Source organism: Arthrobacter sp. USHLN218, from assembly GCF_037144715.1.
Lineage (GTDB): Bacteria > Actinomycetota > Actinomycetes > Actinomycetales > Micrococcaceae > Crystallibacter.
In genome coordinates this window covers 238549-263177 of sequence record NZ_JBBCYT010000004.1, presented here as the reverse complement: position 1 = coordinate 263177, position 24629 = coordinate 238549, and the positions used below count along the sequence as shown (strand labels likewise).

Genomic DNA, 24629 nt, shown 5'->3' with positions numbered 1-24629 from the left:
CAATCGGGCCGGACGGCGTTGTCCGGTCCGGGTAGCTGGCCAGGCAGCTGATGGGAGCCCCTTGGGTGGTGGCTCGGGGGTGGATGGTGGCTGGTGCGGGTTACGGGCTTGGCGTCGCGTGGTGGTTGAGGGTCCGCAGGCAGAGGAGGGCATAGGCGCGCGCGGCGATGGCCAGCTCCTCCAGGCCGACCGACTCGTCCGCCTGGTGGGCTTGGTCGTTCAGGCCGCCCGGGCCGAGCACAATGGCAGGCACGCCGAAGTCGCGGACGATGAAGCCGCCGTCGCACGCTGCCGTCCAGCCGCCGATCCGGGTGCTGCCCCCGGCGGATTCCACGCTGGCCACGGCCGCCGCGACCAGCGGATGGTCCGCGGGGGTGCGGAAACCGGGCATCTGCATGCTGACGCGGCCGGCGACGGAGATCCCGTCCGTGTCGATGCCGGCCTCGCGGATCCGGGCCAGCAGGTCCGCGAGGATGCGCTCCGGGTCATCGTCCGGCATCAGCCGGCGGTCCAGGGAGAGGGAGCACGACGGCGCCACCACTGAGGTGCCCTGGCCGCCTTCGATCAGTCCGACGTTCCAGGTGCCGGCCCCGAGGAGGTCGTCCTGGTCCCGCTGCAGCCGCTCGTGGTCCGCGCGGATGAGTTCGCAGATCCGCGCGGCGGCGGCGATGGCGTTGCGCCCGTCCGCCGGGCGGCCGGAGTGCGCGGGGCGGCCGGTGACTTCCAGTTCCAGGTAGCTGTCGCCGCGGCAGCCGACGACGGTCTCCAGGTCCGTGGGTTCGGCCACGACGCAGCCAAGGTAGTCATGGGGCAGGGGGGAGGCGGCCAGCGTCCGGATGCCGAGGCCGAGGTCCTCTTCGTCCACGGTGCAGACCAGCGTGACGGGGCCGGAGAGTGCGGCGCCCGACCGCTTGAGCGCCGCCATGGCGCCGAGGACCGCGGCCAGTCCGCCCTTCATGTCCGTTGCGCCCCGCCCGTAGAGCCGGCCGTTGTCCACGGCAGCCTGGAAGGGCTGGCGGCTCCAGCCGGGCCCGGCCGGGACGACGTCGGAGTGGCCGAGGAACATCAGGCCGGGTGCGGCCGCGGCGGGGTCGGCGGGCAACAAGGTGATCGAGATGTTCGGGCGGTCGGGGGCCGCGGACTGGGTGGCGATGTCCAGCCCGAGTTCCCGGGCGGCCGCTTCCAGTACGGCGACGGTGGCGGCTTCCGTGTCCCCGGGGTTCTCGCCGCCGGCCCCGATGAGCCGGGAGGCGAGGTCGACGACCCGGTCCAGGTCGACAGCGTCGAGCACGGCCTGCTCGGTGGCAGTCAGCGCGCGCTGGGCTGCCTCGCCGGGTGCCGGCGCCACCTACCGTGCTCCCGAGGAGGCGGCGGTGCCGATGGACACCTCGGCGCGGGCCTTGTCGAGGGCCGCGGCGAGGCGGACGATGCCGGTCTCGGTGCGCTCCGGCGACGAGGACGCGAAGCAGAGCCGGAAGGCGTCGGCGAAGCGGCCGGTCGGCGAGAGCGCCGGGCCGGGGATGAAGGCCACGCCCTCGGCCAGCGCGACTTCGAACAGCCGCTGGGTGTTGATCTTCGCGTCCTCGCCCTGCAGCGTCACCCAGAGGAAGAAGCCGCCGTCAGGGTCCGTGGTGCGCACGCGGTCCCCGAGATGCCGCTCGATGCTCTCCAACATGGCGCGCTTGCGGCCCTGGTACTCACGGCGCAGCCAGGCCAGGTGGTCGTCCAGGCCGCCGCGCAGGATGAACTCGGCCACCAGGTGCTGGGCCGGCACGTTGGTGCAGGTGTCCATGGCCTGCTTGGCATTGATGACCAGGTGCTGCAGCTCCGGGTCGGTCTCCACCCAGCCGACGCGCAAGCCGGGGGCGAGGATCTTGGAGAAGGTGCGCACCGAGAAGATCAGCGGATCGTCCGGGCTGAGCTGGTTGAAGGTGGGCAGTTCCTCGCCCTCGAACCGCAGCAGGCCGTACGGGTCGTCGTCCACGATCACGGCGTTCCACTGATGCGCCAGCTCCAGCAGCCGCTTGCGGCGCGGCAGCGAGAGCGTCGTCCCCGAGGGGTTCTGGAAGTTGGGGATGGTGTAGATGGCCTTGGGCGTCTTCCCTCGGCCCGCCACCAGCGCCTCCAGCTGGTTGACGTCCATGCCGTCCTCGTCGACCGGGACCTCCAACAGCTCCGCGCCGTAGCTGAGCGCGGTGGCCGAGCCGTTGGTATACGTCGGGCTCTCCACAACCACCAGGTCGCCGGGGTCGACGAAGATCTTGAAGGCCAGGTCCAGCCCCTGCATGCCGCCCGACGTGATGGTGATGCGTTCCCGCGCGGTGGGATCCGCCGTCGTCGACAAGTACTCGGTGAGCGCGTCGATGAGGTGCGGCTCGCCCTCCGTGGCGCCGTAGGTGTAGGAGGAGGCGTCGTAGACCGCGGCCGGCACGCTGTTGAACAGCTCGACGGGCACGGCTTCCTCCGCGGGGGCGCCCATCGCGAAGCGCACGATGTCGTGGGTCTGCTTGGCCAGCAGCGAGGTGCTGGAGTCGATGACGGAGCCGACCAGGTCGCCGGCCCGTGCCGCGAGGGGAAGGTTGCGCAGGGTCATGGGAACTCCTAGCTGTTGATGGGGAGCAGGCCCCGTTTGTAGGTGGTGAAGGTTTCGGCGCCGGTGGCGGTGACGCGGATGGATTCGGAGAGTCCGTAGCCGTAGTTGTCCATCCACATCCCGCAGATCAGGTGGAACGTCATGTTCTCGGCCAGGATCCGCTCGTCCTCGCTGCGGATGCTGATGGTGCGCTCGCCCCAGTCCGGCGGGTAGCCGATGCCGATCGAGTAGCCCAGCCGCGAGTCCTTTTCGTAGCCGTACTCGAAGATGGTCCGGTTCCACACAGCGGCGACCTCGCGCACGGGCACGCCGGCGCCGATCACATCCAGCATGGCGTTGAGGCCGGCGTCCGTCGCTTCGGCCACGCGGCTCAGTTCAGCGGACGGCTGGCCGAGCAGGAAGGTGCGGTTCAGCGGGACGTGGTAGCGCCTGTAGGCGCCGGCGAGTTCGACGACGACCGCCTCGTCCCCGCGCAGCCGACGCTCGCTCCAGGTCAGGTGCGGGGTGTCGGCGGATTCCGCCGTCGGCAGCAGCGGCACGATGGCCGTGTAGTCGCCGCCGAATTCCTCGGTGCCGGAGATCTGCGCCTCCGTGATCGCGGCCGCGATGTCGCACTGCCTGGCCCCGGGACGGATGGCCTCCTCGGCGGCGGCCATCGCGTTGTTGGTGATCACCGCGGCCTTGTGCATCAGCTGGATTTCCGCGGGCGACTTCACGGACCGCACCCAGTTCACCAGTTCGAAGCTGTCCACCAGCGTCCACTCCGGGATGGCGTTGACCAGCGCCCGGTAGGCCTTCGGCGCGAAGAAATGCGAGTCCATCTCCAGGCCCACGCAGCCCCTGGCCGCCGGCGCGATCAGGTGCCGCTCGCGCAGCGCGAACGCGACCCAGTCGAAGGGGTGGATGTGCGGCCGGTGGATGTAGCTCTCCGGGTAGCCAACGATGCACTCCTCGGGCAGCCACGCCGTCCGGAACGCGCCGTTGGCGTCCATCTGCCGGGTGAAGAGGATCATGTCGCCCTGGGCCGGCACGAACACCATCTGCGGGGTGTAGAAGGACCAGGCGTTGTAGCCGGTCAGGTAATAGATGTTGGCCGGGTCGGTGACGATCAGGGCGCTCAGGCCCTGGTCCTCCATGCGCAGCCGGACCGCTGCGAGCCGCGCCTCGTACTCTTCGATGGAGAAGAGCATCGTGGCGATGCCGTTTGGTTCCATCTGGACTCCTCACATGCCTGTCGTGATGCACGTCACTAAAAATAGTAGATTGTAAACAATGTACAGGGAGAAAACGGGCTGGAACAAGGGTGGCCGGCCGGTCCCTTGTTCCAGCCCGTCAGCGGCGCCGCAAAGGACAGCCGATCAGCCGCGCGGAACGGCCATGTACTTGTACTCGAGGAACTCCTCGATCCCCACGCGCCCGCCCTCGCGGCCCAGGCCCGAGGCCTTGATGCCGCCGAACGGCGCCGCCGGGTTGGACACGATGCCGGTGTTCAGGCCGACCATGCCGACCTCCAGAGCCTCGCCCATCCGGAAGCCGCGGCCCACGTCCTGCGTGAACAGGTAGCCGACCAGCCCCCACGGGGTGTCGTTGGCCAGCCGGGTGACTTCCTCTTCGGTGTCGAAGGGGATGACGGGCGCCACCGGGCCGAAGATCTCCTCGCTCATCAGGTCCGCGGCCGGATCGACGTCGGAAAGCACCGTGGGGGAGTAGAAGTAGCCGGGGCGTTCCGGACGGGAGCCGCCGCACACCACCGTGGCGCCCTTGGCGACGGCGTCGTCCACGAGTTCCTGCACCTTCACCAGGGCCTTCTCCTCCACCAAAGGGCCGACGTCGGTGCCATCCTTGGCGCCGTCGCCCACCGTGAGTGCGCCGAGCCGCGCGGCCAGCTTGCGGGCGAACTCCCCGGCGACCGGCCGCTGCACGAACAGGCGGTTCGCCGCGGTGCAGGCCTCGCCCATGTTGCGCATCTTGGCGGCGACCGCGCCCTCGACGGCACGGTCCAGGTCTGCGTCCTCGAACACGATGAAGGGTGCGTTGCCGCCGAGCTCCATTGAGGAGCGCATGACGTGCCTGGCCGCCTGCTCAAGCAGCTTCACGCCGACCTCGGTGGATCCGGTGAAACTGACCTTGCGGGCAATGCCGCTCTCCATCCACGGCGTCACCACGGAGGACGCCTTCGACGTGCAGACCACGTTGAGCACGCCCTTGGGCAGGCCGGCCTCGACGAGGATGTCCGCTAGCGCCAGCGAGGACAGCGGGGTCAGGTTGGCCGGCTTGAACACGATGGTGCAGCCGGCGGCGATGGCCGGGCCGATCTTGCGGGTGCCCATGGCCAGCGGGAAGTTCCACGGGGTGACCAGCACGCACGGGCCAACCGGTTCCTTGGAGACCAGGATGCGGTTCCTGCCGTCGCCCGTGGTGGTCACGTCGCCGCCGATCCGCACGGCCTCCTCGGAGAACCAGCGGAAGAACTCGGCGGCGTAAGCTACCTCGCCCTTGGCCTCCGTGAACGGCTTGCCCATCTCCGTGGTCATCACCAGCGCCAGCTCGTCCTGCCGCGCCATGATCAGGTCGTAGGCGCGCCGGAGGATCTCGCTGCGCTCGCGCGGCGCGGTCTTCGCCCACTCCTTCTGCACCCGGCCGGCGGATTCGATGGCGCGGCGGGCGTCCTCCGGGCCGCCGTCGGCCACGGTGGCGATGACTTCCTCGGTGGCGGGATTGACGACGTCGAAGCGGGCGCCGGAGGCGGATTCGCTCCATTCGCCGTCGATGAAGACGCCGGTGCTGACCTTGGCGACGGCGTCGCGGGCCGCCTGCGAGGTAGCTTCGTCGGTACGGGCAGTGGTCTCAGTGGTCATGCGGGAGAGTCCTTCTTGTCAATGGTCTGGTCGGTCTGGTCAGGTTCGGGGTCGAGCAGCTGGGCGAGATGCCTGCCGGGTCTGTCCGGGGCGAGCTGGTTGACCTGCATGGCGCAGGAGAAGCCGTCCGTCAGCACCGGCACGTCCGGACCGCTGCCGCGCAGCGCGGGGGCCAGGGCATGCTCGGCCACCTGCATGCTCACGTCGTAGTGCTGCTTCTCGAAGCCGAAGTTGCCGGCGACGCCGCAGCACCCGGTGGCGTCCGTGACGCCTTCGATGCCGACCGCGGCCAGGGCCTGCCGCTGGGTTGCGGCGCCGAAGACGGCGTACTCGTGGCAGTGCGTCTGCAGCACCACCTGCTCCGGCAGCGGCTCCGCCGGCGCCGGCTTCCAGCCGCCGGCGGCCAGCTCGCCCACATGGGCGGCGAAGCTGCGGACCCGGGCCGCGACCCGGCGGGCTTGCTCGGTATGCACGAGCTCCGGCAGGTCCTTGCGCAGGGCCGCGGCGCAGCTGGGTTCCACGACGACGATCGGCCGGTCCGTCCCGTCGTCGAGCGCCTCTGCGGCCCCGCGGAGCAGCTTTTTCGCGGTGTCCAGCTGGCCGGTGGAGATCCAGGTCAGGCCGCAGCACGCATCCGCCGAGCATTCGGCCGGCTGCCCGGCGCCCGCGAGCACGCGCGCGGCGGCTCCGGCGACCTCCGGGCGGAAGCCGCGCGTGAAGGTGTCCACAAAGAGCACGACGCCGGAGCTGGGGTCCGCGCCGTGGCGCGCACCGCCGTCGTGCTCACCGGGCTGCAGCCCTGCCGCGGCCACTTGCTTGCGCCACTCGCCGGCACCCGCGAACTTCGGCAGCGCGCGCTTCGTGGTCATGCCGCCCGCGGCCGCCGCCAGCTTGCCCAGCGGGGTGGCCAGCGCGGCGTTGACCAGCGGCGCGATGCGGCCGGTGAGCTTGAGCCAACGCGGCAGCCAGCCGAGTGAATAGTGCGAGAGCGGGCGTCGCCGGCCGCGGTAGTAGTGGTCGAAGAACTCGGACTTGTAGGTCGCCATGTCGGTGCCGGTGGGGCAGTCGCTCGAGCAGGCCTTGCAGGACAGGCAGAGGTCCAGCACCTCGCGGACCTCCTCGGAGCGCCAGCCTTCCTCGATGCTGCGGGCGCCGCGGACCATGTCCTGCAGCACGCGGGCACGGCCGCGGGTGGAGTCCTTCTCGTCCCGGGTGGCGCGGTAGCTGGGGCACATGACGCCCGCGGTGTCCGAGCGGCACTTGCCCACGCCGATGCAGCCTTGGACGGCGTGCACCCACGGGTTGCTCCCGGCGCCGGACTCGTCCGACGGGTCGTCGGTCTCGGCGCTGGCGCTGCCGCCCGCGCCGATCGGGCGGAGGTCGAAGCTGGTGCGCCACGCCCGCTCAGGCACGCCGGCCAGTGCCAGGTGCCCGTCCAGCGGGTCCGGTTCGGTGAGCGAGCCGGGGTTGAGGATGCCCGCGGGGTCCCAGATCCGGCGGTAGTCGGCGAAGGCCCTCAGCATCGCGGCGGAGTACATGATCGGCAGCAGCTCGGAGCGGGCGCGGCCGTCACCGTGTTCGCCGGAGAGCGAGCCGCCGTGCTGGACCACCAGCTCCGCGGCCTCGCGCGAGAAGGTCCGGAAGACGGCTCGGCCGGCGTCGCTGCGCAGGTCGTAGGTGATCCGGATGTGCATGCAGCCGGCGCCTAGGTGCCCGTACATCACGCCGGTCAGGCTGTGCTTGGCCAGCAGGTCGCGGAAGTCCGCCAGGTAGTCCGGCAGTTTCTCGGGCGCGACGGCGGAATCCTCCCAGCCGGGCCAGGACTCGCCGCCGGTGGACAGCCGGGAGGACAGACCGGCGCCGACTTCCCGGACGCGCCAGAGTGAGGCGCGTTCCACCGGATCCGGCACCGGGCGGCCGTCCATCATGCGGCCGTTCTCCCTGAGCCGGGCGAGCAGCCGCCCGGCCTCGCCCGCGACCTCGTCCGGGTCGTCGCCGTCGAGGTCGACGTACAGCCAGGCCCTGCCCTCCGGCAGGCCCTGCACCGAGCCGTCGCCGCGGCGGAAGCGCATGGTGTCCACGATCGCCTCGTCGATCCCTTCGACCGCCGAGGGGGAGAACTCCAGGATGGCGCCGATGTCGCGCGAGGCCTCGACGACGTCCTGGTAGCCGATGCAGACCAGCAGAGCGCTCGCCGGCTTCGGCACCAGCTTCATCCGCGCCCCGACGATGACCGCGCAGGTGCCCTCGGAACCCACCAGCGCGCGGGCCACGTTGAAGCCCTTCTCCGGCAGCAGGTTGGCCAGGTGGTAGCCGGAAACCTGCCGCTGGATCCGGCCGAGCTCCGTGCGGAACCCGGCGAGGTTCGCGTGCGCCAGCTCCTTCAGCTCACTGGTGAGCTGCGCGGCGCGCAGCGCGGCGGCGGTGTCCTCGGGATCCGTGGCCCGCAGCCCCTCCCCGCCCGCGGTGAGCCGCGCGCCGTCGGACGTCACGACGTCGATCTCCGCCACGTGGTCGGAGGTGCGGCCGTAGCGCACCGAGTGGTTGCCGCACGCATCGTTGCCCAGCGCCCCGCCCACCGTGGCCCGGTTTTTCGAGGACGGATCCGGCGCGAAGGTGAAGCGGCCGTTCGTCGCCCGCTCCACCTCGGCAGAGAGCGTGGCCAGCACCACGCCGGGCTCCACCGAAACCGTCCCGGCCGCCTCGTCGACCCGGTGGACCCGGTTCAGGTAGCGGGAGAAATCCAGCACGACCCCGGGGCCGATCGCGTTGCCGGCCATCGAGGTGCCGCCGCCGCGGCCGATCAGCGGGGTGCCCGTGGCGCGGCAGGCCCGCACGGCGGCGACGACGTCCTCTACGCTGCGCGGGAAGACCACGGCGAGCGGCGGGATGCGGTAGTTGGACGCGTCGAAGGAGTACTCGGCGCGCCGACGCGGCGAGGCGTCGGCGGTGATGCCCGCTGCGGCCAGCGCGGAGAGCACGGCGGGCCGCTCCACGCCGGCGGTGCCGGCGGGACGGTCCGGGGTGCGGGTGGTGTCGGGGAGGACGGCTTCGCTCATGTGGTGTTTCAGGCTCCCGTCGCTGCCGCGGGGACGGCTCCGGTGGCGACGGCGACGGCCGCCTCGAAGCGTTCCAGGCCGGTAGTGATTTCTTCGGGCGTGACCACGAGGGCCGGGATCAGCCGGACCACGTTGCCGGCCGGACCGCAGGTGAGTGTCAGCAGGCCCTGTTCCGTGGTGGCCTGCTGGACCGCGGCGGCCGTCGCGGCGTCCGGGGCGCCGTCGGCTCCGGTGAACTCGATGCCCTGCATCAGCCCCAGGCCGCGGACGTTGCCGACCTGCGGGAACCTGCCCTGGATCTCGAGCAGCCCGGCCTGCAGCTGCTCGCCGCGCAGCCGGGAGTTCTCCACCAGTCCCTCTTCCTCCACAACTTCCAGCGTGGCGACGCCGGCCGCCGCAGAAACGGCGTTGCCGCCGTAGGTGCCGCCCTGCGAACCGGGCCATGCCTTCGACATGGTCTCGGTGGACGCCGCGATCGCCGAGATCGGGAAGCCGGAGGCGATGCCCTTGGCCGTGATCAGGATGTCCGGGGTTGCGGCGGAGTGCTGGTGGCCCCAGAACCTGCCGGTGCGTCCGACGCCGGCCTGTACCTCGTCGAAAATCAGCTTGATGCCGTGCCGGTCCGCGCGCTCGCGCAACCCGTCCATGAACGCCGGAGGGGTGGGCAGGTAGCCGCCGTCGCCCAAGGCCGGCTCGATCAGGAACGCGGCGGTGTCGTTCGGCGCGGTGCGGGTCTGCAGCAGGTAGTCCAGTTCCTTCAGGGCGAATTCGACGGCGGTGGCCTCGTCCCAGCCGTAGCGGTAGGCGTAGGGGAAGGCTGACATGTGCACGCCAGCCATGAGCGGAGCGAAGCCGGCGGAGAACTTGGTGCCCGCCGTGGTCAGCGACGCCGCCGCGACGGTGCGGCCGTGGAAGCCGCCCTGGAAGACCACGATGTTGGGACGGCCGGTGGCCATCCGGGCCAGGCGGATTGCGGCCTCGACCGCCTCGGAGCCGGAGTTGGCGTAGAAGACGGAGTCCAGCCCGACCGGCAGCACCTCGCCCAGCTTCTCCGTCAGCTGAAGGAGCGGCTGGTGCATCACCGTGGTGTACTGCGCGTGGATGATCTTGCCGACCTGTTCCCGCGCCGCGGCGACTACCTTCGGGTGGCAGTGGCCGGTGCTGGTGACGCCGATGCCGGTGGTGAAATCCAGGTAGTCCTTGCCGTCCGTGCCGTAGATCCAGCTGCCGAGGGCGTGGTCGACGACGACGGGGGTGGCCTGCTTGAGCGCGGGGCTGAGTGAAGTCATGCACCCATGGTGTAGGTCACATCTGTTTATTGTCAACAATCTGTTGATTACGTAGCGTGATGGCGTGACTAACCGGGCCGGCGGACTTCGTGGCAGATCGGCTTGAATGGCGCAGCAGGCCGGTCACTCTCAATGATTCCGGCGGTAGGCGCTGGGTGCGTCTCCAAAAGCCGCCTTGAAGGTGCGGCTGAAGTGCGCGGAGTCGAGAAAGCCCCAGCGCATCGCAATCTGAGTGATGGTGGCGGACCCGAGGGCGGGGTCCAGAAGGTCCATTCGACACCGTTCCAGCCGGCGGGATTTGATCCAGTTGGTCACGGTGGTGCCGGCCCCTTCGAAGAGGTAGTGGAGCCTTCGGGTGGACATGAAGTGGGCTGCCGCGATGGCAGTCGGACCGAGGCCGGGGCTGCCCAGATTGCGCTCAATGTATTCCTTGACCTCAGCCAGTGAGTCGGCTTTGTGGTCTGCCCGCCTGGCCCCCAGGCCAAGCTCGGTGTAAATCAGGGTGTTAATGAGATCGAGCGTGTTGTGGGCCAGCATGATGCCGGCGTGACCGGAGAAGCCATCGAGGTTGGCGGCTAACTCGCCGAGGAACGGCCCGATCAGCCTGCCCATGCTGCTGCCCCGGGACAAGGTAGTCGCCGTGAGGGCGGAGACGCCTTCACTGGAGACGCTGAGGGCCTCTTGCGGGAAGACCATCACGAGGCTCTCGGCGCCGTCTTCGAACACGGCGCTGTAGGGCCGGCTGGTGTCATAGATGGCGATGTCGCCGGGTCCCAGCACGGCCTCACGGCCATCCTGTACGACTAGGCCTGCCCCGCCCAACAACATGCTGAGCTTGAAATATTTCGACTCACCTTGGCAGATGAAGTCCTGCAGCCTGTCCACCTGGTGGGCGTCGGCCTCAATGCGCGACAGCGAAATGTCATCGAAGCTGCGCCCGTGCAGCAGGGCATGGAAATTTTCGGGGCGGTTGGTACTCACCTGCAGGCGAACGAAACGGTTGGACATCCGTTCCTGCCATTCCCCAAAGCTGTTCGCCTCGAAAACGTTGGCTCCGCCGAGTGTGGAGACGGTCATTCTTTCGCTGGCCACGGTGCTCCTTGAGTCGGGACGCCCCTCGCGTCTGTGAGGTACGTCATAGCAGCAGTTAGTTTAGCGAGGTGCATGCGTGAACGCCCGCCGCGTTGGTCACCGCAGGCTGGTTTGCGCTCCCGGTCAACCCTTTTGCACTGCAGGGCACGACGGGCTATCGCTTTGCAGCGCAGAGCAAACGGCCTGCGCGCTCGGGCAAGCAGCCGCAGCGCGCGCCTCTCCATACTGGTCAACAGGGCAGCCGGCCAACTCGGCTGCAGGTCGAAGAATCAAAGGAAGCAGCATGATTAAGGACAGCCAGTATGATGCCGGCCTGGAACTGCGTCGGCAGATGTTCGGCGCGGCCGGCGCCGAGGATCAGGTGGAAAACACAACTGACCTCAACGACAAGATGCAGGAGGTTGTGACCAGGTACTGCTTTGGGGATATCTGGCAGCGTGAAGGCCTGGACCGGAAGACCCGTAGCCTGGTCACCCTGGCAATGCTGGTGGCGACCGGCCGCTCGCATGAAATCCGCATCCACCTGCGTGGCGGTATTGCCAACGGATTGACCGAAGAGGAGATCCGCGAGCTGATGCTGCACTCTTTCCTGTACTGCGGGATTCCCGCGGCGATGGACGGGTTCCGTGCCGCCGAAGAGATCCTCGCTGAGTCCAGGGAGACCGCCAATGCGTGAAAGGGTCGGGTTCGTCGGGCTGGGAACCATGGGTGCACCCATGGCACGAAATCTGGCCAAAGCCGGTTATGAAGTCGTTGTGTACGACGTCGATGCATCCGTTCGCGATCGGCTCGCCGAGGAAATCGGCGGCAAGGCTGCAATGAGTCCGGCGGACTTTGCGGCAGTTCGTGCCATCGTGACCATGCTGCCAACCAGCCGAATCGTTGCTTCGGCACTGCTTGATTGGGATGGCGGAATTCCCGCCCATCTGGACGCCGGCACGGTGGTCATCGACATGAGTTCCTCGGACCCCACTGAAACGGTCGAGCTCGGCAGCCGGTTGGCCGAAGCCGGGGTCGTACTTGTAGACGCGCCGGTCTCCGGGGGCGTACTGAAGGCCGAGGCGGGAAGTTTGGCCATCATGCTGGGCGGCGACAGCGAGGAAGCTCTCGCGGTGGCGCTGCCCGTGATCGAGGCCATGAGCGAGACAGTCTTCCGCACCGGCAAGTTGGGTAGCGGCCACGCGATGAAGGCGCTGAACAACTACGTGGCGGCAGCGGCCACCACGGCGGCCTGTGAAGCGCTGATCGCCGGCGAGCGGTTTGGCTTGGATCAGCAGACAATGGTTGACATCTTCAACGCTTCCACCGGACAGAGCTGGGTGACGACGAATGTCCTGGGGCAGCACGTGGTGAGCCGCACGTTTAGTACCGGCTTCGCGCTCGGGCTCTACGCAAAGGACGTGGGAATCGCCAAACACCTGACGGAGGCTTTGGGCCAACCCGCCCCGGTGTGCCACGCCGTCTCCGCCACGCTCGATGACGCGCTCGCGGACTTGGGCAACGTGGACCATGCGGCAGCGATGACCTATTGGGAGCAGCTTCGGACCGGTGCATCCGCGGTCCCTTCGGAATCGTGAGGAACTGACATGCAGACCCAAACAGACACAACTGCTGCAGGAATCGACAATCAGCAGAAGAAGCGCGTCGCCCTGGCCAGCGCCGTCGGAACCAGTGTGGAGTGGTATGACTATCACGTCTACTCCATCGCTTCCGCGCTGGTCATCGGCAAGCTGTTCTTCCCGGAAATTTCTCCGCTCGCAGGCACCATGGCGGCCTTCGCTACCTTCGCGGTCGGCTTCATCGCCAGACCGTTAGGCGGTATCCTTGCCGGGCATCTCGCGGACAGGATCGGCCGCAAGAAGGTCATGGTGATCACCCTGACTCTGATGGGGGCGGCCACGATGCTGATTGGCCTGCTCCCCACCTACGCGCAGATCGGCGCAGCAGCACCCGTCCTGCTTGTCGTCCTGAGGCTCCTGCAAGGACTCAGCGCCGGCGGTGAATGGGGCAGCGCATCGCTGATGGCGGTGGAACACGCGCCTGCTAACCAGCGCGGCCGCTTCGGCAACTACGTGCAGCTGGGGACACCCGCCGGCATGTTCCTGGCGAACGTGGTCATTCTGGGAGCGACCTTCATGCTGGCTGAGGATCAGTTCGAAGCCTGGGGCTGGCGGGTCCCCTTCCTGCTCAGTGCTGTCATGGTCGTCATCGGCTTCGTCATCCGCGCAAAAGTCGACGAGAGCCCGGTCTTCCAGGCGCTCGAGAAGAACTCGACTTTAGAAAAGATTCCGCTGGCCGAACTGCTGCGAACCCATAAGGCGAGGGTTGTCCTGGCAGTGCTGTCCTTCATCGGCAACAATGCAGTCGGCTACATCTTCCTGGCCTTTATGACCGCCTACGGCACCACCAGCCTGGGCCTAGCACGAAACACCATGCTGAACGTGATGCTCGCGGGCTGCGTGACCTGGTTCGCCTCGATGATCTACTTCGCCAACCTCAGCGACCGGATCGGCAGGCATAAGGTCTATTTCCTGGGCTACGGCATCCTGGCTGTCTGGGCCATCCCCTTCTTCGCGCTGTTCAATACCGCCAACGTCGGCCTGATCCTGCTGGCCGTCGTGGTCCTGACCTTCGGGTTAGCCGCGACCTATGGTCCGCAGGCGGCATTGTTCGCTGAACTCTTCCCGGCCCGGGTGCGAGCCAGTGGCGTCTCACTCGCCTATGCAGTGGGCGCTTGCCTGGGCGGAGGGTTCTCCCCGCTGATCGCTACTGCCCTGTTTGGCGCGACCGGCACTGTCTATGCAGTCTCCGCCTTTATGATCGTCTTCAGCGTCATCAGCTTCGTTGCGATTGCAGCATTGCGGCGGATCCCGAATTCATTCTCGGCCTCTCCATCAGAAAGGAACGTCAATGCATAAGCTCCTGGTCTTGTACCCCGAACCCGCCGACCGTTCAGCCTTCGAAGACTATTACGTGAATAAGCACTTGCCGCTGGCCGTCAAGCTGCCCGGGCTGAAAGCCTCCCGATACTCCTTCGGCGTTGCGGGGGCAGGATCGCCCTATTACGCCGTCTTCGAGGCCGACTTCGACAGCCACGAAGACCTCGTTGCAGCCATGTCTTCGCCTGAAGGCCAGGCTGTCGCGGCCGATGTGCCCAACTATGCGCCGCAAGGAGCGGTCGTAGTCGACTATCCCGTGGAGCCCCTGTTGGGTTAGATGCTGCGGATGGACACCGGCGGGTCCTGCCTCACACGGCAGGACCCGTTTTTGTCTGTCGGCGACAGCCAAGCGCCCGGGCTACTGGTCCTGGCCTGACAGGCTCCCAAGGGTATGTCTATTGTCAACAATCGCTCGACCGCGTAGCGTGGCGGGGTGACCAATCGAGCTTCGGACCCCCGTCCCCGCCTGGTGATTCTGGCCGAGGACGGCCAGCCCCGCCCCTACAATCTGGACGCGATCAAGGCGCGCGCCGACGTCGTTATTGCCCCTGCCGCGGACCTGCCGCAGGCGATCCGGGGTGCGGAAGCACTGTTCCTGTGGGACTTCTTCTCCTCGGCGCTGCGCGATGCGTGGCCGCAGGCGGACGCGCTGAAGTGGGTGCACGTGGCGGCCGCCGGCGTGGACGCGATGCTGTTCGACGGGCTGCGCGAATCCGAGGTGGCGGTGACCAATGCGCACGGCACGTTCGATACGCCGATCGCGGAGTTCGTGCTCGCGTCCATCCTGGCGCACGACAAGCAGCTGCACCGCAGCAAGGCCCTGCAGCGCGAGGCCACGTGGAAGCATCGCGAGCTCACGCCGACGGCGGGCTCCCGGGTTCTGATGGTGGGCACCGGCGGGATCGGCCGTGCCACCGCCCGGCTGCTGCGCGCGGTCGGGTTGACGGTGCGCGGCGCCGGACGGACGGCGAGGGAGTACGACGAGGATTTCGGTTCCGTGGTCCCCAGCGCCGAACTCGCCGAACACGTCGCGTGGGCGGAGCACGTCGTGCTGATCGCTCCGCTGACGGACCAGACCCGGCAGATGCTCAATGCCGAGGTGCTCGCCGCGATGAAGCCGACGGCGCATCTGGTCAACGTCGGCCGCGGCGCACTGGTGGACGAGCCCGCGCTCGTCGAGGCGCTGCGGGCCGGCCGGATCGCGGCCGCCTCGCTGGATGTCTTCGAGCAGGAGCCGCTGCCGGCCGAGCACCCCTTCTGGGCCATGGAGAACGTGCACATCTCGGCGCACATGAGCGGCGACGTGGTCGGCTGGCGCGACGCCCTCGCCGACCAGTTCCTCGCCAACCTGGACCGCTGGCTCGCCGGCGAACCGCTCGCCAACCAGGTGGACAAGCAGCGCGGCTACGTCAGCTCGCGGGGGTAGGCCAGCACCACATCAGGGCATGCGCATCAGAGAATGGCGGTGGCGTTGGCCGGCGAACCGGTGGCGCCGATGACATTGAGCGGCTTGACGACGAGTAGGGCGTGCCACTGTCCCAGCTCGCGCATCCGGCGGGCCAGCGGTCCGAGCCGCCAGAGTTCTCCTAGGGGCAGGCCGAGCTTGGCAAGGAACTCCTGGTGCATCATGCCCCGGTCGTTCGGTGCGGTCCGTTTGAAGGGGGAATCCGGGACCGGAGGCAGGCATTCGACGGCGAAGTTGTCGGCCGCCAGCAGGGTAACCCCGCTGTTCCAGGACCAGTCGAGTTCCTCGCTCTGCGCCATGCCGGTAGCGCGGCCGCTGGCCTGCTGTTCACGTTTGCGGGCGTCGTCGAGCCCAAGGAACCACTCGGCCCAGCCGGTATGGAGCATGACGATGTCGCCGGTGCCGACCACCGTGCCCTGGGCTTCGAGCGCCCGCGGGACCAGATCGAACGGAAGCGGCTGGCCGCCGGCATGATCGATCTCCCGGCCTTGCGACTGGAGGTACCCGGCGACATCGACCAGCACGCCGCGGCCGGCGATGGGCTGATCCGCCCATACCTGGATGCCCAGCTCCTCGGTGCCCGGCTGGATCAGGTCGTCCGGGACGCCGCCGTAGAAGCCGACGTCGTCAGCGCGCCGGTGCCGGAGCCCGTCGATCTGGGTGGAGCCCTGCAGGTAGAACCCGTCGAGGAAGTCGTCGCGGTGGGCCGGGTGGTTGGCGTAAATGGTGTGGACGGGAGGCTTCCGGGCCTTGGACATGCCGGGGGCGAAGGCATCCGCCGCGTAGTCGAGCCCGAAGACTTCTCCGTGCCGCACCGACCGGGCGGCACCGGCCACGGCGGAAGCGTCCGCGAAGGACGGCGTTCCCCTTGACGGCTCTGCGAACAGGTTCCACGAGGTGCCGGCCAGGGTGCCCGGGCGCTCTTTGAGTTCCCGGCGGTCGGGCAGGCCGCGGCGCGCGGCGCCGGTCATCGGGTCCCTGCTTTCGATCGGGTGGTGGGGCTAGCTGCCTTGACGTGGACGAGGACGTACGCCGCGATCGAGGCGGCGGAGGCCGCGATGCACAGGATGGTCTTGAAGACGCCGTTCGGGGCGGTGAGGATTCCGGCGTCGCCGGCGGCCAGGCCAAGGGCCTGCCACACGATGAGCAGCACGCCGCCGGCCAGGGCGATGGAGAGCGAGGCGATGAACGCGGTCCGGGCGATGCGGTGGAGCATAGTGGTTCCTTACTGGACGGGCAGATTAGACGGGCAGGACGCCCGCGGCGACCAGCACCCCGATGCCCAGCAGCGGCAGGGCATAGTAGAGCAGCATGCGCCGGAAGGTGTGGAGGGGATCGACGCCGGCAATGCCGCACGCGACGTACAGCGGCGCACCGCCCGGGGGCACGGCGGCCTCGCAGGAGGAGAAGATCAGCACGGCGACGGCGGCTGTCGGGGCCGGGACTCCGGCCGCGATGAGCGCGGCGACCCCGATGGTGCCCACGGCGGCCATGGTCGCCGTGGAGGACAGCGGTGCTGCGACGGCGACGACGATGAGGCCGATGACGAGTGCGAGCAGCCATAAGGGCAGGTCGAGGCCGTCCAGCAGGCCCGAGAGCTGTTCGGGCAGGCCTGTGGTGGCCAGGGCGTTCGCGCCGGCGAAGGCGAAGAGGACGGTGATGCCGACGACACCGAAGCGCGGTGCGGAGTCTCCGATGAGCTGTGCCCATGCCTTGGGGCTGCGGGGCAGCTGTTTGCGTCCCAGGGCCAGGCCGAGAACGATCAGGACGACCGGGATCCAGAAGATCGGGCTGACGGCGTCGGAGACGTCCGTCCCGGCATGGCCGGAGAGGAACTTGGCGAGGGCGCCGGTTGTCAGGAGCATGGGCAGGGCGACACCGACGAAGAGCAGCAGGGTGGTCCAGCCGCGGCGCAGGGCCTCCAGGAGCAGGGGGCGGTTTTCCTTGGCCGTGGCGCGGGCGCCGCTGCGGTGCACGAGGATCGTCGTGACGATGAGGCGGTGCAGGACGCACCAGAGGCCGCCGGCGATCAGGGGCAGGATGAGCGTGTCGATGTCGAGCAGGGGGCCGACGGTGGAGGAACCGACGAGGACGAACATGGAGGCGCTGAAGGGGAAGGTGATGCCCATGCCCGCGTTGCCCGCGACGATGGTGGCCGCGGTGGTGCGCTCGACCTTGGCGCGTTCCATCCAGGGGATGGTCACCGAACCAACCGTCGCCGCGATGGCGGCTTGGTTGTGCACGATGCTGCCCAGGCCTGCGGAGGCCACGGTGGACACGTACGCGGAGCCGCCCTTGCGGCCGCCGATGAGCGCGTCCAGCAGGTTGATCATCCGTTCCATGACTCCGGCCTTTTCCAGCAGGTAGCCCATGAACACGAAGATGACCGTGGCGTAGACGATCTCGTCCGTCAGCGCGTCGTAGAGCGCGGTCCAGCCGGCGTTCAGCGCGGCCGCGCCGTTGAACCCGGCCGCGACGAGGAAGCCGATCATCATGGCTTCCCCGACGTTGCGCTTCAGCAGAGTCGTCCACAGGATGATCACGGCAAGGTAGGCGCCGAGTGCCCAGACGCCGATCATGAGTGGTCCTTCCCGTCTCTCGTGCCGGCCATTTTCAGGATGCCACGCTTTCGGGTTCTTCGGCCCTTGCCATGCGTTCCATCGCCGCGGCCGAGGCCTCGGTCATTTCCGCAGGGACATCGAGTTCGGCGAGGTAGCCGCTGGTGGAGCGCATTTCGAAGGAGCGGCGGGCGGCGTGCTTCTGGGTGCCGGTGAGGAACCGGTCGATGACCGCCTCCCCGTTCCCGGCGAGCATCCCGGTGATCTGGGCGCGGACGAAATCCTCCAGGCCGGCTGCCCGGCCTGCGGTTACGGCCTCGACGACGACGGAGGCGAGCCCCTTCATGAAGACGCTGCGCAGCAGCTTGTGCGCCATCGCCGCTCCGGGAAGTCCGGGGACGACCTCGATGGGTGCCCCGATGCCGCGCACGAGGCCGGCGAAGGCATCGGCCCCGGAGCCGCTGGCCATCAGCGGCGTGGCTTCGCGTTGCGCGATGACCGGCCCGAGGATCGCGACGTCGGCGAACAGGACGTCGCCTGCTCCCTGGCCGAGTTCTTCCATGGTGCCGGGGGAGGAGGAGGTTAGGTCGGCATAGCAGGCCCCGGCGCGCATGGCCGGCAGGCACTCGGCGGCGACGGGACGGGCTGCCCCGGCGCCGGTGAGGACCAGGACCACGTCGGCGTCCGCGCAGGCGGCCGCGGCACTGGGCGCCAGGTCGACGCCGGCCGGAGCGGTGGTGACGACGGGGTCGTAGCCGGTGACCCGGTGGCCGGCGCGCAGCAGGGCGGAGGCATAGATGGCGCCGGCCTCGCCGAGGCCGATGATGGTGCAGTTCATGGTGCAGTCTTCCTTCGGGACAGTGCTGGGTACTAGGAGTTGGCCGCGGCCCGCTCGGCGATGATGCGGGAGCGGCGTTCGGCTTCGTCGGCGAAGACTGCCTCGGCGGCGGCGGCAATCTCCTCGGCCCGGCCGCGGGGAACAACGACGAGGCCGTCGGAGTCGCCGATGATGATGTCACCGGGCAGAACCGGAACGCCGCCGAAGGCGATGGGCGCCGCGATCCTGAACGGGCCGTTCTTGTAGGGGCCGGCCGGGCTGGTGGCTTTGGCGAAGACTGGCAGCCCGATCTCGCCGAGGACCTCCGCGTCCCGGGCGGCCCCGTCCAGGGCGAACCCGGCGAGTCCGGCGGAGATCGCGCGTTCGCCGATGAGTTCGCCCAGCAGTGCGCGGGAGGTGTCGCCCCCGCCGCTGACCACCACGACGTCGCCGGGGCGGGCCGCGGCGAGGCTCGCATGAATGCCCTGGTTGTCGCCGGCCGCAACCCAGACGGTGAAGGCAGGGCCGGCGAGCTTCGCGCCGGGCCAGATGGCCTGGATGGCGGAGTCCGCGACACCGAGCCGTTCCATGGCGTCCCCGATGTTGGCCGCCGGCAGGGCGGCGAGCCGGTTGATGAGCGCGGGGGAAGGGCGGTCGAAGTCGATGGCGGTCGTGGTGCCAGTGGTGGTGGGCATGATGATGTTCCTTCTTCGGGTGTTACTTGGCCTGGACGAGGGGAAGTACGGTCTTGTAGTCGGTTTCCTGCTGGGCCCAGAACTTCTCGTAGTCTCCGGCGGACTGGTAGCTGGTGGACAGGCCGAGGTCTTCCATCTTCGCGACGACGGTCGGGTCCTCGACGGCGGTCTTCAACGCGGCTTCCAGCTTCTGGGCCACGGGCTCGGGCAGGCCGGCAGGGGCCGAGTAGCCGCGTGCGGTGGCGGCGACGACGTCGTAGCCGGATTCCTCGAAGGTGGGAACGTCGGGCAGGGCTTCCGCCCGCTCGCTGTCCATGACGCCCAGCACCTTGGCCTTGCCTTGCTTGACCAGGTCGGTGACGTCGCTGACGTTGGCCACGAGGACTTCGACGTGCTTGCCGAGGAATGCGGTGGTGGCCTGCGAGGCGCCCTCGGAGAAGTGGACCGGGCTGAGCGCGGCGCCGGTGGCTTCCTTGACCTGGGCGATCGCGAAGTGCTCGCCGCCCTGCTGGCCCGTGGTCGTGGCCGTGATGGTGTCCGGCTTGTCCTTCGCCGCCTTCAGCAGGTCGTCGAGGTTCTGGTAGGGGCTGTCCGGCTGGACGGCGACGACGGCCGGGTCGATGACCTGGCGTCCGAGCGGCTGGAAGTCCTCCCGGGTGAAGCTCGCGCCGCGGGCCGCGTCGAGCGGGGTGACGACGACCGACGGCGAGCCGGTGGCGCCGATGGTGTAGCCGTCGGCCTTGGCGCTGGTCAGCGCCGTGTAGCCGATCTGTCCTCCGGCGCCGGGCTTGTTCACGACTTCGACGTTCGTGCCCAGTTCCTTCTCAAGCACGGGCTGGACCAGGCGGGCTGCGGTATCGACGGCGCCGCCCGGAGCGAACGCGACAATCATCTCGATGGACTTGCCCTGGCGGGGGAAGTCCTCGGCTGCGGAGGAGGAGGTTTCGGCGCCGCAGGCGGTGGCGGCCATCAGGGTGAGGGCGGCGACGGAGGTGGCGGCAAGGATGCGCTTCATTGGTTGTCCTTTGCTAGGTGGTGGTGATGTGGCTGGGTGGTGGAATGGATGCTCAGTTCTCCGGATCGTCGGCAACCAGCGCTGCCGGCTTGCGCAGCTTCAGCAGCGGGCTGGCGACGATCGCGGCGGCGACCAGGAGCAGGACGACGGTGATCGGCCGATCGAGGAAGATCGTCAGGTCGCCGCGGGAGATGTCGAGCGACTCGCGCAGGGAGCGTTCCATGAGCGGGCCGAGGACCAGGGTCAGGACCATGGGCGCGAGCGGGATGTCCAGATGGCGAAGCACCAGCCCGACGACTCCGAAGAGGATCATGACGAACACGTCGAAGACGGAGAAGTTGATGGTGTAGGCGCCGACGACCATGAACATCAGGATCAGGGCGGAGAGGATCGGGTAGGGGACCTTCAAGATGGAGGTCCACAGCCCGACCAGCGGGACGTTGAGCACCAGCAGCAGGATGTTGCCGATGAAGAGGCTGGCAATGATGGTCCAGGCAATGTCGGCGTGTTCGGCGAAGAGGGTCGGGCCGGGGGTCAGACCCTGCTGCAGGAACGCGCCCATGAGCACGGCGATCGTGGGTGAGGCCGGGATGCCCAGGGTGAACAGGGGGATCAGCGCGCCGTTGGCGTGGGCGTTGTTGGCTGTTTCCGGTCCGGCCACGCCCTCGATCGCGCCCCTGCCGAGTTCGTGCCGGTGCTTGGAGAACTTCTTCTCCGCTCCGTAGGAGAGCAGGGAGGAAACAGACCCCGTCATGCCGGGGATCAAGCCCAGGCCGAAGCCGACGCCGGTGCCGCGGGCGATGGCGGGGGCGCTCCGGCGCCAGTCGGCACGGGTGGGCAGCAGCGAGCGCATGCCCGGGGCCTGCACCGTGACCTTGTTCCGGCCGGGCCGGTGGGAGAGGACCTCGGAGAGGCCGAAGAGCCCGACGATGACGGCGACGAAGGAGACGCCGTCCAGCAGGCGCTCCATCCCGAAGGTGAAGCGCGGGGCGCCGGCGACCGGGTCGATGCCGACCATGGAGATCAGCAGGCCCAGGGCGCCGGAGATCAGCGCGCGGACCATGGACCGCCCGGCCAGCGCCACCAGCAGCGAGATGCCGACGACGACCAGGGCGAAGAACTCGGGCGGGCCGATCATCAGGCCCAGGCTGCCCAGCGGTTTGGCCGCGACGACCAGTCCGGCGGTGGCCAGCGAGCCGCCGATGAAGGAGCCTGCGGCGGCGATGGTCAGCGCCACGCCCGCACGCCCAAGCTTGGTCATCTCGTACCCGTCCAGGGCGGTGATCGCGGATGCGGCCTCGCCCGGGGTGTTGAGCAGGACGCTGGTGATCGTCCCGCCGTACGTCGTCCCGTAGAAGATAGCGCAGAGCATGATGATCGACCCGGCGGCGTCCAGGTTGAGGGTCAGCGGGATCAGCAGCGCGACGCCGGCGACCGGCCCGATGCCGGGAAGCACGCCGATCACGGTGCCGAGCAGACAGCCGATGAAGGCGAACAGGAGGTTCTGCCAGGTCAGCGCGGAGGCGAAGCCGCTGAGCAGTTCGTTCAGTACATCCATCTCAGAGTCCGATCAGGCTTAGGGGAACGATGCCGGCCTCGGGCAGCGAGACGTTCAGCCCCAGGGTGAAGAGGTAGTAGACGCCGACGCTGCCGCAGAGCGCGATGACAAGCGACTTGATCCAGGACGTCCGTGCCCGCAGCCGAAGGTGGTACATCAGGAACACGAAGACGCCGACTTGGAAACCTATGAACGGCAGCGCAGCGGCCAGTATCAGCAGGCTGAGCACGACGGCCCGCACCTGGGAGCGGTCGGCAGCTTCCGGAGCCGGCGCGGGCTGCACGCCCGCGCGTTCCTGGAAGAACCAGAGCAGCGAGAGCAGCACGAGGCCGCCGCCCAGGACGCAGGGGAAGAATCCGGGTCCGGGCCCGAGCTCGTTCCACAGTCCAAGCCGGAACGACTCTGCCAGCACGTAGCCGCCGACGGCGGCCAGCGCGCCCTGGCCGGCGAGGACGGAGCGGCGGACTTTGCTCACCGGCCTGTTTTCTGTGACTGAAGTCATGGGAATCCTTGGGGAAGTTTCGTAGAGCGTTCTAAAATTTCATAGAATAAAATCTTGTAACGTGCATTGAAATCATGTCATGTCCCAGATCACACGGTCAAGTGCGGCCGGTCACGAGCGGAATTGCGTAGGATGAAAGAATGACGACCGAGCCCAAGGCCGCCGAGACCCGCGGCAATAGCGCCATGCGGTCGCTGTCGCGCGCAATCGGAGTATTCGAGCAGCTCCAGCGCTACGACCACCCCCAGCGGCTGAACCAAATCGCCAAAGACTGCGGCATGAGTTCGCCGACGACGCTTCGGATCCTGCGTGTGCTCCAGGACGCGGGCCTGGTCAGCCAGACGGACAAGAACTACCGCATCGGACCTGCGGTCCTGCCCGCCGCGCGCGTGTTCCTCGAGGCCGACCCGCTGCCGCGATCCGCCCGGCCCATCCTCCAGCAGCTGGCCCAGAACACGGGTCTGACCGCGTCGCTTTACTCCCGTCTGGGGTTCGAACGCGTGCTCGTCGAACGCGTCGTCGGAGCCGCCTCCCTGGGCTACGAACTGCCCCAGGGCCGCAGGTTGCCCCTCACCGTCGGTGCGGCAGGAAAGATCCTTATCGCCGCCCTGGACGAGGACCAGCTTGCAGACGTGCTCGCGGCCGCCGTCGAACTCAAATACGAAGCCGAAGAATCGACGCTCAAGAAGCTCCGGGAGCGGCTGCCGGCGCCCGGCGAGGACTACGCGTACTCCGAGGATGAACGCGCTACCGGCGTGGTCAGCGTCGCCGTCGCGGTCCCCGCCCGAACCGGCGCAGTGACCGAATCGATCGCCCTCACCGCGCCGGTCCACGCCTCATCCCGCGAAGACCTCGTCGCCCGGGTTCCGGAACTGCGGCACGCGGCACGGCGCCTGGCCGACTTGCTGGCCAGCACGGTCTATTAGGGCCGGTACCGTCTAGGAGGAGTTGCCACGCCGCACGGAGGCGGGGCGGAGCCAGCGAGGGAACGGGAAGAGCGCCGAACATGACTATGGAAAAGCCGACCATCACCACGCCCATCGGCACGTCCCTCGTCCGGGGCGCCCAGGAGCTGGAACGCACCGCGCGGGGCGTGCTGCCCCACCGTCTTCCGGCAACCGCGCGCGCCCAGTCCAACGATCCGCAGGTGCTGATGGCCGAATCGCAGCCCTCGGGCGTGCGGATCGCCGTCCGCACCTCGGCCACCGGGCTCGAGCTGGACACGCTGCGCACGAGGACCACCTACGCCGGCGTCCCGCCGCGGCCCGACGGCGTGATCGACCTGGTGGTGGACGGCCGCGTCGCCGGCGGCGCCGTGACGAGCGGCGGGAACACCGTCACGATCGACATGGCCACGGGCGCCGTCGAGCAGGCGCAGGGACCGGTATGCACCACGAGGTTCGCGGACCTCCCGGAGGGCCTAAAGGCCATCGAGTTGTGGCTGCCGCACAATGAGGCCACGGAACTCCTCGAGCTGCGCACGAATGCCCCGGTCGAGCCGGCGCCGGACACCGGACGGCCGGTGTGGCTGCACCACGGAAGCTCGATCAGCCAGGGGTCCAACGCGGCCAGGCCGACGGCGATCTGGCCGGCCATCGCCGCACGCCTGGGCGGCGTCGAACTGGTCAACCGCGGGTTCGGCGGGAGCGCGCTGCTCGACCAGTTCACGGCCCGGGCCATGCGGGACACAGCCGCGGACCTGATCAGCGTGAAGATCGGCATCAACCTCGTGAACTCCGACGTCATGCGCCGCCGCGCGTTCGGCTCGGCCGTCCACGGCTTCCTCGACACCATCCGCGACGGGCACCCGGACGTCCCGCTGCTCGTGGTATCGCCGATCTACTGCGGGATCCACGAGGACACGCCGGGTCCCGGGGCCTTCGACCTCGAAGCCATCGCTGCCGGCCAGGTCCGGTTCCGCGCGACCGGCGATCCGGCGGAGCGCGCCGCCGGGAAGCTCACCCTTGGCGTGATCCGGGAGGAGCTGGACCGCATCGTCCGCCAGCGCGCGGCCGATGATCCCAACCTGTATCTCCTGGACGGCACGGAGCTGTATGGCGAACAGGACGCCGTTGAGCTTCCCCTCCCCGATGCGCTGCACCCGGACGCCGCCACCCACCAGCTGATGGGGGAACGGTTCGCCCGGCTGGCCTTCGGACCCGAGGGGTTCTTCCCGGCGACCGACTGAC

Annotated in this window: 22 protein-coding genes; 7 read left to right on the top strand and 15 right to left on the bottom strand. The window is 68.7% G+C overall.

Going from position 1 to position 24629, the window contains the following annotated elements:
* Window positions 1-100: 100 nt before the first annotated feature.
* From WFH44_RS11070 to WFH44_RS11040, 7 genes are all read right to left on the bottom strand, one after another.
* Entirely contained in the window at window positions 101-1348 is a 1248-nt protein-coding gene (locus WFH44_RS11070) for a M20 family metallopeptidase (protein ID WP_336713926.1), read from the bottom strand.
* Window positions 1349-2593: an aminotransferase-like domain-containing protein gene (locus WFH44_RS11065; protein ID WP_336713925.1), complete on the bottom strand. Its 1245-nt coding sequence runs from the start codon at window positions 2591-2593 to the stop codon at window positions 1349-1351.
* 8 nt (window positions 2594-2601) lie between these two features.
* Entirely contained in the window at window positions 2602-3807 is a 1206-nt protein-coding gene (locus WFH44_RS11060; protein WP_336713924.1) for a M24 family metallopeptidase, read from the bottom strand.
* Window positions 3808-3951: 144 nt separating this feature from the next.
* On the bottom strand, window positions 3952-5451 hold the full coding sequence (locus WFH44_RS11055; protein ID WP_336713923.1) for an NAD-dependent succinate-semialdehyde dehydrogenase: 1500 nt from the start codon (window positions 5449-5451) through the stop codon (window positions 3952-3954).
* Entirely contained in the window at window positions 5448-8510 is a 3063-nt protein-coding gene (locus WFH44_RS11050) for an FAD-binding and (Fe-S)-binding domain-containing protein (RefSeq protein WP_336713922.1), read from the bottom strand. The genes WFH44_RS11055 and WFH44_RS11050 overlap by 4 nt, the downstream gene beginning before the upstream one ends.
* A gap of 8 nt (window positions 8511-8518) precedes the next feature.
* On the bottom strand, window positions 8519-9799 hold the full coding sequence (locus WFH44_RS11045; RefSeq protein ID WP_336713921.1) for an aspartate aminotransferase family protein: 1281 nt from the start codon (window positions 9797-9799) through the stop codon (window positions 8519-8521).
* A 129-nt stretch (window positions 9800-9928) separates the two neighbouring features.
* Window positions 9929-10891, bottom strand: coding sequence for a helix-turn-helix domain-containing protein (locus tag WFH44_RS11040; protein WP_336713920.1), 963 nt, complete (start codon window positions 10889-10891; stop codon window positions 9929-9931).
* Between the two features lie 283 nt (window positions 10892-11174).
* Between WFH44_RS11040 and WFH44_RS11035 the strand changes: the two genes are divergently transcribed.
* The 5 genes from WFH44_RS11035 (at window position 11175) to WFH44_RS11015 (ending at window position 15256) form a co-directional block, all read left to right on the top strand.
* The gene (locus tag WFH44_RS11035) at window positions 11175-11567 is read left to right on the top strand and encodes a carboxymuconolactone decarboxylase family protein (protein ID WP_336713919.1); all 393 of its coding nucleotides are present in this window, start codon (window positions 11175-11177) and stop codon (window positions 11565-11567) included.
* Complete coding sequence (locus tag WFH44_RS11030; protein WP_336713918.1) at window positions 11560-12468, top strand: NAD(P)-dependent oxidoreductase; 909 nt, start codon at window positions 11560-11562, stop codon at window positions 12466-12468. Before WFH44_RS11035 ends, WFH44_RS11030 begins: the two co-directional genes overlap by 8 nt.
* A gap of 9 nt (window positions 12469-12477) precedes the next feature.
* On the top strand, window positions 12478-13809 hold the full coding sequence (locus WFH44_RS11025) for an MFS transporter (protein ID WP_336713917.1): 1332 nt from the start codon (window positions 12478-12480) through the stop codon (window positions 13807-13809).
* Window positions 13802-14107: an EthD family reductase gene (locus tag WFH44_RS11020; RefSeq protein WP_336713916.1), complete on the top strand. Its 306-nt coding sequence runs from the start codon at window positions 13802-13804 to the stop codon at window positions 14105-14107. The genes WFH44_RS11025 and WFH44_RS11020 overlap by 8 nt, the downstream gene beginning before the upstream one ends.
* A gap of 156 nt (window positions 14108-14263) precedes the next feature.
* Complete coding sequence (locus WFH44_RS11015; protein WP_336713915.1) at window positions 14264-15256, top strand: D-2-hydroxyacid dehydrogenase; 993 nt, start codon at window positions 14264-14266, stop codon at window positions 15254-15256.
* 26 nt (window positions 15257-15282) lie between these two features.
* Here WFH44_RS11015 and WFH44_RS11010 read toward each other — a convergent pair whose 3' ends face one another.
* The 8 genes from WFH44_RS11010 to WFH44_RS10975 are packed head-to-tail and all read right to left on the bottom strand — an operon-like array spanning window position 15283 to window position 22440.
* Entirely contained in the window at window positions 15283-16266 is a 984-nt protein-coding gene (locus WFH44_RS11010; RefSeq protein ID WP_336713914.1) for a cyclase family protein, read from the bottom strand.
* A complete protein-coding gene (locus WFH44_RS11005) occupies window positions 16263-16511 on the bottom strand; it encodes a hypothetical protein (protein WP_336713913.1) in 249 nt (82 codons plus the stop codon). The genes WFH44_RS11010 and WFH44_RS11005 overlap by 4 nt, the downstream gene beginning before the upstream one ends.
* 25 nt (window positions 16512-16536) lie before the next feature.
* Entirely contained in the window at window positions 16537-17874 is a 1338-nt protein-coding gene (locus tag WFH44_RS11000) for a TRAP transporter large permease subunit (protein ID WP_336713912.1), read from the bottom strand.
* Between the two features lie 34 nt (window positions 17875-17908).
* Window positions 17909-18691 carry an NAD(P)-dependent oxidoreductase gene (locus WFH44_RS10995; RefSeq protein ID WP_336713911.1) on the bottom strand — a complete coding sequence of 261 codons (783 nt, stop codon included), beginning with the start codon at window positions 18689-18691 and terminating at the stop codon, window positions 17909-17911.
* Between the two features lie 32 nt (window positions 18692-18723).
* Window positions 18724-19365 carry an RraA family protein gene (locus WFH44_RS10990; RefSeq protein WP_336713910.1) on the bottom strand — a complete coding sequence of 214 codons (642 nt, stop codon included), beginning with the start codon at window positions 19363-19365 and terminating at the stop codon, window positions 18724-18726.
* Between the two features lie 22 nt (window positions 19366-19387).
* Window positions 19388-20380, bottom strand: a complete 993-nt coding sequence (locus WFH44_RS10985; protein WP_336713909.1) for a tripartite tricarboxylate transporter substrate binding protein — start codon at window positions 20378-20380, stop codon at window positions 19388-19390.
* A gap of 52 nt (window positions 20381-20432) precedes the next feature.
* Window positions 20433-21938: a tripartite tricarboxylate transporter permease gene (locus tag WFH44_RS10980; protein ID WP_336713908.1), complete on the bottom strand. Its 1506-nt coding sequence runs from the start codon at window positions 21936-21938 to the stop codon at window positions 20433-20435.
* A 1-nt stretch (window position 21939) separates the two neighbouring features.
* The gene (locus tag WFH44_RS10975; RefSeq protein ID WP_336713907.1) at window positions 21940-22440 is read right to left on the bottom strand and encodes a tripartite tricarboxylate transporter TctB family protein; all 501 of its coding nucleotides are present in this window, start codon (window positions 22438-22440) and stop codon (window positions 21940-21942) included.
* Between the two features lie 140 nt (window positions 22441-22580).
* Between WFH44_RS10975 and WFH44_RS10970 the strand changes: the two genes are divergently transcribed.
* Window positions 22581-23366: an IclR family transcriptional regulator gene (locus tag WFH44_RS10970; RefSeq protein ID WP_336713906.1), complete on the top strand. Its 786-nt coding sequence runs from the start codon at window positions 22581-22583 to the stop codon at window positions 23364-23366.
* Between the two features lie 80 nt (window positions 23367-23446).
* Window positions 23447-24628: an SGNH/GDSL hydrolase family protein gene (locus WFH44_RS10965; RefSeq protein WP_336713905.1), complete on the top strand. Its 1182-nt coding sequence runs from the start codon at window positions 23447-23449 to the stop codon at window positions 24626-24628.
* Window position 24629: the final 1 nt, after the last annotated feature.